The 12,546-nt window shown below is 29.3% G+C and carries 15 protein-coding genes; all 15 read right to left on the bottom strand.

Annotated features, from left to right (window positions below; all coding sequences use genetic code 11):
* Positions 1-57: 57 nt before the first annotated feature.
* The 15 genes from G7083_RS07295 to sctC all read right to left on the bottom strand — a co-directional run bounded on the left by G7083_RS07295 (position 58) and on the right by sctC (position 12,482).
* Complete coding sequence (locus tag G7083_RS07295; RefSeq protein WP_166014184.1) at positions 58-669, bottom strand: hypothetical protein; 612 nt, start codon at positions 667-669, stop codon at positions 58-60.
* The gene (locus tag G7083_RS07290; protein ID WP_166014183.1) at positions 638-1,705 is read right to left on the bottom strand and encodes an EscU/YscU/HrcU family type III secretion system export apparatus switch protein; all 1,068 of its coding nucleotides are present in this window, start codon (positions 1,703-1,705) and stop codon (positions 638-640) included. The genes G7083_RS07295 and G7083_RS07290 overlap by 32 nt, the downstream gene beginning before the upstream one ends.
* 1 nt (position 1,706) lies before the next feature.
* Positions 1,707-1,958, bottom strand: a complete 252-nt coding sequence (locus G7083_RS07285) for an acyl carrier protein (RefSeq protein WP_166014182.1) — start codon at positions 1,956-1,958, stop codon at positions 1,707-1,709.
* Complete coding sequence (locus tag G7083_RS07280) at positions 1,936-2,319, bottom strand: hypothetical protein (RefSeq protein ID WP_166014181.1); 384 nt, start codon at positions 2,317-2,319, stop codon at positions 1,936-1,938. Before G7083_RS07280 ends, G7083_RS07285 begins: the two co-directional genes overlap by 23 nt.
* A 2-nt stretch (positions 2,320-2,321) precedes the next feature.
* Positions 2,322-2,552, bottom strand: a complete 231-nt coding sequence (locus G7083_RS07275) for a hypothetical protein (protein ID WP_166014180.1) — start codon at positions 2,550-2,552, stop codon at positions 2,322-2,324.
* A complete protein-coding gene (sctT, locus tag G7083_RS07270) occupies positions 2,542-3,273 on the bottom strand; it encodes a type III secretion system export apparatus subunit SctT (RefSeq protein WP_166014179.1) in 732 nt (243 codons plus the stop codon). Before sctT ends, G7083_RS07275 begins: the two co-directional genes overlap by 11 nt.
* Positions 3,274-3,527: 254 nt before the next feature.
* Positions 3,528-4,178: an EscR/YscR/HrcR family type III secretion system export apparatus protein gene (locus tag G7083_RS07260; RefSeq protein ID WP_166014177.1), complete on the bottom strand. Its 651-nt coding sequence runs from the start codon at positions 4,176-4,178 to the stop codon at positions 3,528-3,530.
* 1 nt (position 4,179) lies between these two features.
* Positions 4,180-5,022, bottom strand: coding sequence for a FliM/FliN family flagellar motor switch protein (locus G7083_RS07255; protein ID WP_166014176.1), 843 nt, complete (start codon positions 5,020-5,022; stop codon positions 4,180-4,182).
* A 3-nt stretch (positions 5,023-5,025) separates the two neighbouring features.
* Positions 5,026-5,793, bottom strand: coding sequence for a hypothetical protein (locus G7083_RS07250; protein ID WP_166014175.1), 768 nt, complete (start codon positions 5,791-5,793; stop codon positions 5,026-5,028).
* Complete coding sequence (locus G7083_RS07245; protein ID WP_166014174.1) at positions 5,780-6,004, bottom strand: hypothetical protein; 225 nt, start codon at positions 6,002-6,004, stop codon at positions 5,780-5,782. The genes G7083_RS07250 and G7083_RS07245 overlap by 14 nt, the downstream gene beginning before the upstream one ends.
* A 132-nt stretch (positions 6,005-6,136) precedes the next feature.
* Entirely contained in the window at positions 6,137-7,432 is a 1,296-nt protein-coding gene (locus tag G7083_RS07240; protein ID WP_166014173.1) for a FliI/YscN family ATPase, read from the bottom strand.
* Positions 7,429-7,824, bottom strand: coding sequence for an SPI-1 type III secretion system chaperone SpaK (locus G7083_RS07235; RefSeq protein WP_166014172.1), 396 nt, complete (start codon positions 7,822-7,824; stop codon positions 7,429-7,431). Before G7083_RS07235 ends, G7083_RS07240 begins: the two co-directional genes overlap by 4 nt.
* Entirely contained in the window at positions 7,824-9,860 is a 2,037-nt protein-coding gene (sctV, locus tag G7083_RS07230; protein WP_166014171.1) for a type III secretion system export apparatus subunit SctV, read from the bottom strand. Before sctV ends, G7083_RS07235 begins: the two co-directional genes overlap by 1 nt.
* Positions 9,861-10,064: 204 nt before the next feature.
* On the bottom strand, positions 10,065-11,006 hold the full coding sequence (locus tag G7083_RS07225) for a hypothetical protein (RefSeq protein WP_166014170.1): 942 nt from the start codon (positions 11,004-11,006) through the stop codon (positions 10,065-10,067).
* A gap of 6 nt (positions 11,007-11,012) precedes the next feature.
* On the bottom strand, positions 11,013-12,482 hold the full coding sequence (gene sctC / locus G7083_RS07220) for a type III secretion system outer membrane ring subunit SctC (protein ID WP_166014169.1): 1,470 nt from the start codon (positions 12,480-12,482) through the stop codon (positions 11,013-11,015).
* Between the last annotated feature and the right edge of the window lie 64 nt (positions 12,483-12,546).

The following is a 12,546-nucleotide window of genomic DNA, read 5'->3' as shown; positions in this document are numbered from 1 at the left end:
AATATAATTATCACTTTGAAGGCCAACTAACTTATTAAAAATAAAAACCGAATAAAATCAATCAAGTTTTAGTACATATATTTTAACCATCCCATCTAACATCTCACATTTTATTCTCATAGTGTCTATATTCGATAATTTGATTAAAGATGGTTTTACTACACTATGGAAATACCTTATCGCAGTTGAATCAGCTTTACATCCAACACCTAATAAATTTAACAGTCTAACCAAAGAAATAGAAAAACAAAAAGAATATGAACTCATTACATAAATAATCTCCAATAAACGAAGCTGTAATATAGATAGTGAATTAATTGTTGATGCTTTAAATTTAAACAGCAATGGATCACTCATCGAGAAGGATTGATCAAACGTAACTACATAGCCATCCTCAATTTTACTGTAATCGAGTAGCTCTCTTTGCTTCATTCTTTTTAATAATGTTCTAAGGTTATTCCTTCCACTAATATCAGGGAAGTCACGAAAATTCATATACTGTTGATAAGTAAAATAAAATTTATTATCAAGAGCTCGACTAGCCCAAAAATATATAAACAATCTTTCTTGAAAAGTAAAAGATCTATGATCAATAAGTATCGACCTCGGAATATATACATCTTCAGAAATCTTTATCTTACCACCATACTCCAACATCGTATTCATCATAATACTCTTTTTTATATTCAATATTTTCCAACCAATGCAGAAGATAAAGAACCTTAATTAAATTATCATCTATAATTAATGAATATCTTTCATTTTTAGCGTATACAGCTCTAGTTAAATCTTTATTTCTTATAATCGGAATTTGATTTAACTTAGCCACTTCAAATACTTGCTTTGCCTTATTCTCTATACATTTAATAGAAACAAAAGGTATCGGGGAGTGCTCCTGATTAAAATAGACACCAATAGCTATATGTGTTGGGTTAGCTAAAATGACACTAGATCTCTTTATATCAGAAATATCCTGCTCAGAAAGTAACTCTCTATGAAGCTCCATCCGCTTACCTTTGATTTCAGGCGAGCCATTTTGTTCTTTTTGTTCACGTTTGACTTCCTGTTTAGTCATCTTTAAATCACTGATAAAGTTTCTGTATTCAAAATAAGCAAATGGCAGTACAAACAAGAATATAACTAACATGGCAAGGATAGCAAAAATAACAATGCTATCAAAAAGGTATGATATTATTTCACTTTTTTTCAGAAAAATACTTCGAAAAACATCTGGTCCTAATGAAAAAAAATAAAATATAACAAAAGACACACCAACAATATGAACAACAATTGACTTAATCAACTCAATTATTGTCTTCACTGAAAAAATATTTTTAAATCCAGAGATTGGATTCAGCTTAGAAACATCAAACTTTAATGATTTAAATGCTAGTGTAAATTTTGTTTGAAACATACTAGAAATTAAAACTGAAATAATAGACATTATAATAGGCAAAAAAAACGCCAGAAATATTTCATATTTAGCATTTTCAAAATAAGCCTTCAAAAAGTTCAGATTAAGATCACTGGTTAAAGTCAAATCAATTAAAGACTTTATATTAATAAAATACAAACAAGCAATGACAGACAGAAAATTAACCACATATATTAATTCTTTAAATTTAAAAGATTGTCCCTCCTCAAGAGAATCTTTTAGTTTTTTTTCTGTGGGTTGTTCTGTTTTTTCTTCTGTAGTTTCTGACACCTCAACGATCTCTCTTTAATAAATGAAAGATATCTTCTATATTTCTTAAACCATCCTCTATTTCATTCACAGATATAGATATATCAAAAGAAGATTCAATATCACATATTAAATTTATATAAGATATTGAATCAAAATTCAAATCAATAAAAAAATCATCTTTACTATTAACAAAAGTAAGATCATTACTATTTTCAATAACCAGGTCTGATATTTGCTTTAGTAATACTTCATCTTGTAATGTTTCTTTCATAATTTTCTCTAAGTATTGGATATCGATAAAGATTGTATCTACTATAAAATAAAATTGATAACAATGGTCGTTTCAGAAGAAACTCAGGATCACATCTTAATATATTCTCCAAAATAAAGTTTGGATGATATGCTGCTAACTTCAATGCAATTAAATGTATTTTTATATCATTAGGATCATTGTTTTTTATCAAAATATCATAAAGTTTATTGCAGAAATCAAGTGAAAAATCCAAGACCACAGTATCAATGTTTTCGATATCTAATAATTTACTATCAACAAGTTCAATAGATAAATTATCAAAAATTTCTAAAACAAGTGATTTATACCAATCATCCTGGATAGATAATGATGTTAACATAATTAATCCTCATCTATTTCAGAATCAGTATTGCTAAAAATAAATTCTTTAAAAGCCTCAAAACTTGCACTTGTCGTCGAACTCATCATCCAAGCAGCTTTAATGACCTCCTCTCCATCTGGATATTCTCTTAATAAACTCTCATATATTTCTGAAAATTCTCTAATGTTTTTATTTTCTTCATAGACTAAATTATGCAGCTCTACTGGAGTAAGGCTATTATTAATATTCATTTAAAATAAACTCCATTATATAACTTTCAAAATTGATTGAAAAATACAGAAATAGTGTTCCAATACCAATAAAACTTTTCACTGTCAAAGAAAGTGAGAATGTATTCATCTGGGGAGAGTATCTAGAAAGTACGCCTAAAAACAATTCACTTAAAAACATTGATGACAACACAGGTAAAACAAAAATAAAGCCAGATAATAAACTAAGATCTATTACCGATATGATATTTTTTAAAGTTTCTAAGTCAAGTGAAAAATCCCCACCAATAGGTATTGATGTATAACTTTTACTTATAGATAAAATTAATATCATAATTCCTGGTGAGAATAAGTATATAACATTAGTCATATAGATAAAGAAACTAGATAATGGTGAAGTTTCAACACCAACAGAGGGATCTATTGTATTACTAATTGTTGCCCCTCGTTGGTTATCAATTATCTCACCAATTGTATTGGCAACCCAAAATGGTAATGCAGCAGGTATTGCTATTGACAAACCAATTATTAACTCTTGTAAAAAAAATGAAAATACATTTTTATCAACAAGATCTTCCACATTCACTACATTTATAAATGGTAAGCAAAATATAAAAACAAAGGCGCTGCGAACATATTTATTAGAAATTGTCGATGATGAGAATACTGGTAAAAATAAGAAAACAGGTAAAACACGAAGTAAAATAATCGCAATCGCTTGAAATATTGAGAAAAAGTCCATTTATACACCAAGAATCATCATCAATATTTCATTGTAGAAAATTATTATTTTACTGGCCATCCAATTAGACATTAACAACAAACATAACGATGTAGCGATAAGCTTTACTCCAAACGGAAGTGTTTGTTCTTGAATCTGAGTAACGGTTTGAATTAAGGCAACAAACAAACCAACAATAGTAGCAACTAATATTGGATAAAGTGATATTAGTAATACTAAATAGATTGATTTATTTGAAAAATATGTTAGTTCATTCATTGGAAATATTGCAATATTAGCCCTTGTGAAACTCTAGACCATCCATCAATAGCAACAAACAAAATAAGCTTTATCGGTAATGATATTGTCACCGGACTCATCATCATCATACCTAAAGCTAACAATATATTTGAAACAATAAGATCAATTATGACAAATGGAAGATAGAGATAAAAACCAATTTCGAAAGCAGATTTTATTTCTGTTAATGCATAAGCAGGAAGATAACTAATAAATGAAAAGTTTTCATCAGTGGTTTCTTGCCGATTAGCATTTAAATTAGAAAAAAAACTAACTAGTTCTTTATCGGAATATTTTATTAAATAATTTTTATAACTAGCCAATCCATTTACAAGAAATCCATCAACAGACTTAGAGTCATCTAATATGACCTCATTATCTTTTATATAGGTAAATACATTATCATAAACTGGATACATAACAAAAAGTGTCATCATTAATGCAATGGCATTTGTAGTTAAGTTCGTTGGTATTTGTTGAATACCAATGGCATTTTTTAAAAGGGAAAACACCACTGTAAACTTAATAAAACATGTCCCTCCAGCAATAAGAAAAGGAACCATTCCAAGAATAAATAACTTTATAATTAAAAGTAGTTCACTACTTTCTGAACCAAAAGCTATCATTTCAATAGACTTCCTTTAACTCAATAAATAATTTTCCATTCTCGTTGACCACTAACTCACCTAAAGCTATTACATTTGAATTATTCATCACTTTAACTTCAGCCACAGAAAGTTTAGATATGTCTAAAAATGATCCAACATATAGTTGCTCTAACTCAGAAAACTTCATCGAAATATCTCCTAATGAAATTGAAAACTTCGCTTCAACTTCTGATAAATCACTGAGTAAAACATCACCAACTGTATGTGATAAATTATCACTATTTTTATTTACTAACATTATTTCTCTCTTTCCTAAATGAAATGAACAGACATGCTCATGCTCAATTAATACATTAAAGTCTTTGAAAAAATCAATAACTCTATTTTTTTGTAATTTTAAACAGGAATAAAAAAATCCAAGCTCTAATTTAAAGTCAATATAGATTAAATTTTTCAGCCTATCTTTATCAGAGATAGATTTATTTTTCTTTTCAAAAAAGAATTGACAAACATCAATTGACAATGATTCAAAGAAAATATTACAATTTCCTTGACTTACTATATAACCTGTAAATGAATTTACACGAGATACAATTAACTCTGCTTTGGAAAAATTTTCAGGAATACATTGATTAATATATTCAATTAAAAGTTCATGTATTTCTAATCTTAGCTCTTCAAGATTTTGTGATATGTTAAAATGATTTACTAATATTGAGTAATCGACAAGAATCTCTAATCCATTTGATAATGACAATTTTAAAAAATCACCATCAAATAGATCATAGCTAGGAATTTCATAATCAATTGAAAATGAATTAACCTTTTTTAAATCAAGTTTTTTAAAATTATTTAAATTCAATTATTATAGTTCCTTTTCATCAGATTCATCTTGATGGTTGTTTTGCTTATTATCCTTTGATCCTTTATTGTCACTAAAACTTAAGTATTCTTTAGCACTACTTATGAAGTCATCATGTCCATTCACAAACAAAGACTCTCCCTTTATTCCAAGAGTTCCACTCCTAGTGGAGACAGTGACACTTTCATTTTCAATTTTAATATCTGCTGATAAAATCACTTTATCATTAACTAATTGAGAATTAAAATTCTGAATTTTACTGGATGCTTCTACTGTAGTGAATTCCAATGTGGTTTTATTTATAAAGCTAACATCTACACCATCTTTATTTAAGATATTTGCATCAGTACTTAAAGTAGTCACATTAACACTTACTGGATTAGAAATGATTTTACTTGATTGGTCTATAGATGATTCACTATTTTGCTTTCTTATTACTTCAACATCTTGATCATTTGTAGCTGAATCCTTCAAATCTACCGGTAAAGAATCTATTTCAGTCATCACATTAAGTGTATTAGCTGATTTCGATACTAGTTCATTCTTTGATACCAAGGATAGATTGTTAAGTACTTCGGCAAAGTCACCGTTTCCTAATTTCCAATTTTTCTTCATCTCTGACACAATCAAATTAACAAAATCAGCATCCTCTATTGAGCTATTATAACTCTCAAGTTCTGATGGTTCCTGTTCCTTTTCTTGTATCAAGATATCAGTCTTTGACATATCTACATTAGCAGAAAACATACTTTTATTATCAATATAATTCATCAAGTACCGCCTTCATTTTATATTCTTTTTTCTTTACAATCTTTATTTGATTTTCCATTTCAAGTAATTCTTGTTTATGTTTTTTTATCTCAGATTCCAACCCTATGATATCAACATCAATCAACTGCTTTTTTTTTAACCAAAATGAAATGTCGGATCTCATTTTATAATATTGATTTATATCTTTAACCTTACTAACTAAGTCAGACACATTCAAATTAGCAATTTCTTCCCGATCCTTTTTTTTAAAATTAAATTATACTCTCTTTGGTTAAGAACATTGATCTTATTAAAAATATCTTGTTGCAAGCTATCTATTCTTACGCTATACAGATTGATTATTTTATGTAAGTTTTGATGTAATGATTTGCATTTTTTCATTTAATTCATTCTCACTAAAAAACTCATCATTAGCCTGAGTTAAAAACGAATTTATTTCATCTATATTTTCAACAATCTTGTCATTTTTTCTGTTTACACCTGCTTTATATTCACCAATATCAATTAAAAACTCTAGTTCTTGATACTTAGATAAAGCATTTCTGATTAAAGATGCATCTCTTTTAAAATCATCTGAAACAAGACTTTCGAATAATCTGCTTTTACTAGACAACACATCTATTGCAGGATAATGATTTTTTGACGATAACTTATTAGTTAAATAAAAATGCCCATCTATAATAGATTTCACTTCATTACCTAATGGATCATCGTCATCTTCAGATTCTAGTAGAATTGTATAGAAAGCAGTTATTGAACCATTTTTTGTTTTTCCAGCTCTTTCTAGAATTTTCGGTATATTCGAATATACCGATGATGGATATTTATCATTTGAGTGCTCTCCACCATCTAAAGCTATTTCACGTAGAGCCCTAGCATATCGTGTAATAGAGTCAAAAAGAACTAATACATTAAAACCAGCATCTCTAAAATATTCAGATATCGTCATGCCAATTAATGCAGCATTTCTTCTTAAGATAGAAGACTGATCTGATGTTGAGTAAACCACAATACATTTATTCTTAATTTCATTTGGAATTAGAGAATAGATAAATTCATTGACTTCTCTTCCTCGCTCCCCAACCAATATCAATATATATATATCTGATTCTATACCATTTAGTAAAGAAACTAGTAGTGTTGTCTTACCAGTACCCGCAGGGGCAAAAATACCTATTCTTTGTCCAATACCAACAGTAAGTAAGCTATCAATTGCTTTAATTCCAGTAATACACTTTTTATCAATAATAGATCGTATTAAAGGAGAGACTCCATCAGATGAAACCTCTCGATAACTTTGTGAAGTATTTATAAATAATTGCTCGGAAGATCCAAACCTAGTAATGATGTTAAAGTTAGCATCAATAACACTACCTAGTATAGATGGAGTAATATCAATGCTTCTTACCTTACCCGTTAGTGCAACTTTAGTTGAACTAGAGATACCTTTACCATCATCTAATAAACATATCGAAGCTAGGTTATTTTTAAATGAAATAACCTCACCAGATATCTTTTTATTTTTATTAATTCTAATTACACAAAACTCACCAACAAAAGCTTCATCTGTTTCAATGACAATCACATTATTTGTCATTTCAACAACATTATACCAGCGCTGGAGGACACTACTACTCATTCACAAAGCTCTTCTAACATTTTCGCATCATTAAAAAATGTTTCTAATAATATAGAAAAGTTATCACCATCCATAAGTGCATCTTTGGAAGCTAGTGCTTTCAGTTCAAAGATATCATCATAGTGTCCAACACTATATTGGCCACCAATAACGAAGCTTTTAAATTCACTAATAATTTTTAATATTTCAAATGCATAGTTTTCAAAATGATATGTTGACATAAAGTTCAACTTTGACCAAATCCAAACATTATCATCTACTTCTGAAATAAAAATTGAGAATTTAGTATTTAGCTCTAACTCTACTGTCGAATGCAGATCAAAGTCCTCAATTAACTGTTCGTTAACGCCCATTTTAATTAGTGTCTGTTTTAGTAACTCTTTACTTAACATTATACAACTCCTATTGTATTCAGTTTAATTGATTCATATATTTCATCAACAGATAAAACCTCCAATCTTGGATATCGGCTACCTATTGCACTCTTGATATATCGTCTAATATCAGCTGAAGAAAGTAAGACAACATCTGAAGACACATGTGTTGTTTGTTCTAAAACAACATCTAATTTTTCAAAAATCATTTGCTTTTGCTCATGACTTAATAACAACTTCGGTCCTGAGTTCGTTTGTTTTATTGAACTCTGAACAAGCTCTTCTAGCTGTGGTGTAATTAATATTACATTTATTATATTATCCACACTGTATTTATCGCTAATATATCTTGACAAAGAACCTCGAATATACTCACATAACAATAGGTTATCTTTTTCTTTTTGCCCTAGTTGAGCAACCGTTTCAAGAACTACCTTTATATTTCGTATTGATATATTTTCAATAATTAACCGTTGTAATATTTCAGTCAATCGTGGTATTGGTGCTGCACGATAAACCTCCTTCGTTAGTTCAGGATAATGGGCTTCTACTTTATCAATTAAATTTTTAACCTCTTGAATACCAAAGTATTCCTTTACATTCTTTAATAAATCAGAAGAAAGTGAAATATAAACATGCTCTTCAGCTGAAATAAGATGCTTAACAAGTCCTAGGTTTAAAAGCGTTTCTTTATTACTATTTTCACACCAAACCTCATCCTCACCATTATTATAAATTTTCGTTAAGCTATCATTTAAACTATCTAGATTAGAACCGGTTACAACTCGACTAAACTCAGGTAAATATGTAACCTTAGATACTTCAACTTCGTTAACATATAAATGTACAATGTTTTTATCACTTAATTCTATAAATTTATAATGAATTTTAGGTAAAGTTAAACCGTTTTGGTAGAAAAAGTGCAACTTGAATTTATTATGAAAATCCAGATCTAATAATCTATTCTTATGAGAGATATCCATCAATAGCATAATTACAACCATTTCTGGCAGTGCATTATCAACATCAAACACATCCGTTGAGATTGCATTATCATCGACAGTAAAATCTACGTCATCAAAATTATCATTCATTTTTAAAGATTGATTGTCTTTTTTATTCAAAAAGAGAAACATAGTCATACTTAATACTGAAAAAATAGAAAAAATGACAACCGGCATTCCAGGGATAAAACAAAGTAGAAAGGTAAATATTGATATATAGATATATACTTTCTTATCAGAGACAATCTGTGAAAAAATGTCTTGTCCTAAGTTGTCATTTTGGCTATCAGCTTTGGTAACAATAAAGCCTGCAGATATTGCGATTAAAAGTGCAGGAATCTGGGCAACAAGACCATCACCAATAGTTAATATTGTATATTTTTCACTTGCAGCAGCAAAACTCATATTATAGTTAATCATTCCCATTGCAATACCGCCAATTATGTTAACTAAAATAATAATAATACCTGCAATTGCATCGCCTTTGACAAACTTCAACGCACCATCCATCGAACCGAAAAGATGAGTTTCTTTTCCAAGAATAGACCGTTTAGTAAATGCCTCTTCTGCTGTAATATTACCCGCTCTTACATCAGCATCAATGCTCATCTGTTTGCCAGGAAGCCCATCAAGAGAAAATCTAGCTGAAACCTCGGCAACACGTTCACTACCCTTAGTAATAACAATAAATTGGACAATGGTTATAATACTAAATACAATAATCCCAACAACAATATTTCCGGCGATAACAAAATCACCAAAAGTTTCAATAATATCACCGGCATAACCATCAACTAAGATGGCACGAGTGGTACTTATAGACAATGAAAGTCGAAATAATGCCGTTATCAATAAGATTGCAGGAAAAGTAGATAGACTTAGAACATCTTTCATGAAGATAGATGAAAGAAATAGCATTAAAGCCAATGTTATATTTAATGCGATTAGCATGTCTAAAAGATATTGGGGTAACGGAACTAATAGCATTGATATGATCAGAAACATCAATATGACTATAGCTATATCACCTTTGATTTTAATAAAATTCAACTCTAATCACCTTTATTGAAATCTGATAAACTATACCCAGAAAGAGAGTCTATCGTAAAACATTTATAATATGAATTATTTATATATAAGCTAACACTTGGCAATGCACTACAAGAGAAATTACTTATAATTATATATGCATAGTCATTCTTATATATAAAAACTCCATCAATCTCGATTATCTCCCCATCATCCATCAGTATGTCATCTAATTCCACGATCAAGAAATCCTCTGGTTACCTTATCTATAAAAAATGCAATCACTAAATCCTTATCAGTCTGGCTATAAAACAACCCGCTGGGGATCTTTGAAAAGTAATTACTTATCTTTATCAGTTCATTGGTATCACAAACATCAACTATTTTTTCAAGCTCTAGATTACTTAATATCTTATATACAAAATCAGAAACTGAAATATTATTTGTGTTAATAGTAAACTTACCTGTTAGCAAATCATCATATACACTAGATATTTGTTGAATATCTCTCCTTTTAGCATTTAAAAAAATATAATTTTCCATTTCATTTTTATAGCTTTCTGAAAAAATCTCATAGCCAATCAAACGAAATAATTCCTTCATCAAGGTATTGTATTCATGATAATTTTTTGACAGTTCATAAGTAAAGTCACTAACATGTCCATCATACTCTAGATAACTGATAAAAACCTCAGCCAACATTAAACCATTAATACCATCAAGCTTTCCATCAGTAATAGCATCGTCTAATCTATCTAGAGAGCTAATTTTTTTTCTTTTTTTCTTGAGTTCATTAAGCTTTTTATTAATTAAGATTATTATGTCAGCACTTAAGTTATCCAGTGTTAGTAGATGTCTTAATATTTGATATTTCCCAATTTCAGAACTGATTTTATTATACGCAACCTCGATATCCTCCCACTTTATATTCTCTATTTTTTTTATTTTAGATACGATATCTTTTAATTCTTGATTACTTTCAATAAAACTACTTAATCCTTTATTCTTAAGGTCTTTATCCTTTTTATCAAATAAAGTTCTTGACATGGATAACTCTTCTAGAGCATCCGTCAAGTTTTGCATTACAGTTTTGTTGCTAGCTTGAGAACTTGGTTGCTTTTCGTTAACAGACTGAAGCATTGAAAGTCTAGATATTGGTGATAACATTTATTATTACCTATTTAATGATTTATATGTCTGACTAATCAGAGCTTCAATATCAATAAACTCTTGTCTATCACTAACTATCTTAGGCTCAATAAGAAACAATCTCATAACATTAGATTCGTTTTTAACTTTATAAGAAAAAATATATTTAATGATAGGAATATCTTTTAAAAATGGAATACCTTGTATATTTTCACTATTTTCAGATCTGATAAAACCACCTAATAATAATGATTCATTATTTTTAATCCTACCTATAGTAGATATAACACTTCTACGAATGTTGGGGATTCCATCGATATCAATACCAGTCTGATTACCATCTTCAATGTCAACCATCATTTCAATTTCAGAGCTATTTTCACTATAGTTACTCTTAATCCTTGGGCTTACACTCAAGATAGTCCCATATGTGATTGCTTGCAATGAAACTTCATTTTCACCTAATAGTCTTACATAAACCGTCTCATTTGTGTCTATCACTGCCGGTGTGTTGTTTTGTGTCAATAAAACTGGTTTCGACAAGATTTTAGCTTTTTTATTCTCCTCAAGAGCTGCAATAGAAGCAACAAACTTAAAGCTATTTTCTTGGGTTAAAATTATATTCGATGTAGCATTTAAGCTCGCATCAAGAAAATCACTATTGAATTGTCCAGCCAATTTTGTTCCTAGCTGATTAACTTGGTTTGAATCCACGTCAATAATCCATAATGATATTTGAATTTGTTCTCTTGCTATATCAACATTTTTAATAATATCATCTAGATCGACTAGATCTTTAGCTAACCCTTTGGCATATAAGGTGTTGTTTAAGTAATCTTCAACAATCTCAACCTTAGCCGAAAATTTTCCTGAGTCATAAATTTCTCTGATTACACTCGCAACACCCTTTATAACTTTCTCATTTCCTCTTACAATATATTTCATATCGCTAACAAAACGATTGTTAAGACGAAACGACTTAACAACAAAAGCATCAGGACTAACCTTTTTATCTTTTAAGCTATTATAATAAGCTAAAATTGTGTCTCGAACGATCGATACATAGCTAGGAGGTCCAGATATAAAAACCGCACCTTGAGTATATCTAAGCTCATATTTATCATCAAATAACCCGGTCATGACCAAATGTTTCTTTATTTGATTAAAATCATCCAATGACTCTATAGAATAAAATTCATTTTTTATTTCACTAGATGAATAGATATATATAGCATAGCCATTATCATACCATATAAAGTTCAACTTATTTGCAACATCATTGATTGCACTTAAAGGATTACTTATATCGATATCGCCTGACAATTTAAACCCTTCAGACTTATTACTTAGAATAACTGGACGACCAATTTCAATAGAAACTGCATCAAAAAAATTACTGACCTTACTATCTCGTAGACTTATAACGGCAGACGAAACGTTAAAACTCAATAAACACAAAATTAACGCAGCATTCTTACTTATCTTACGTAGCATATGTTAACCGTCAAATCCATTATAAATTCAGACATTAAGTTCAAATCTCCAGAAACTTCTAGCG

This window comes from Vibrio sp. HDW18, from assembly GCF_011306175.1.
Taxonomy (GTDB): domain Bacteria; phylum Pseudomonadota; class Gammaproteobacteria; order Enterobacterales; family Vibrionaceae; genus Vibrio; species Vibrio chanodichtyis.
The sequence above is the reverse complement of the archived record's forward strand: the minus strand, read 5'-3'. Positions and strand labels throughout refer to the sequence as shown.

What these genes read in the sequence shown, in the direction of transcription:
- G7083_RS07295 (WP_166014184.1), bottom strand. Translation starts at nt 669, where the DNA reads ATGATGAATACGATGTTGGAGTATGGTGGTAAGATAAAGATTTCTGAA.
- G7083_RS07285 (WP_166014182.1), bottom strand. Translation starts at nt 1,958, where the DNA reads ATGAAAGAAACATTACAAGATGAAGTATTACTAAAGCAAATATCAGAC.
- G7083_RS07280 (WP_166014181.1), bottom strand. Translation starts at nt 2,319, where the DNA reads ATGTTAACATCATTATCTATCCAGGATGATTGGTATAAATCACTTGTT.
- G7083_RS07275 (WP_166014180.1), bottom strand. Translation starts at nt 2,552, where the DNA reads ATGAATATTAATAATAGCCTTACTCCAGTAGAGCTGCATAATTTAGTC.
- sctT (WP_166014179.1), bottom strand. Translation starts at nt 3,273, where the DNA reads ATGGACTTTTTCTCAATATTTCAAGCGATTGCGATTATTTTACTTCGT.
- G7083_RS07260 (WP_166014177.1), bottom strand. Translation starts at nt 4,178, where the DNA reads ATGATAGCTTTTGGTTCAGAAAGTAGTGAACTACTTTTAATTATAAAG.
- G7083_RS07250 (WP_166014175.1), bottom strand. Translation starts at nt 5,793, where the DNA reads ATGAATTATATTGATAATAAAAGTATGTTTTCTGCTAATGTAGATATG.
- G7083_RS07240 (WP_166014173.1), bottom strand. Translation starts at nt 7,432, where the DNA reads ATGAGTAGTAGTGTCCTCCAGCGCTGGTATAATGTTGTTGAAATGACA.
- G7083_RS07235 (WP_166014172.1), bottom strand. Translation starts at nt 7,824, where the DNA reads ATGTTAAGTAAAGAGTTACTAAAACAGACACTAATTAAAATGGGCGTT.
- G7083_RS07225 (WP_166014170.1), bottom strand. Translation starts at nt 11,006, where the DNA reads ATGTTATCACCAATATCTAGACTTTCAATGCTTCAGTCTGTTAACGAA.
- sctC (WP_166014169.1), bottom strand. Translation starts at nt 12,482, where the DNA reads ATGCTACGTAAGATAAGTAAGAATGCTGCGTTAATTTTGTGTTTATTG.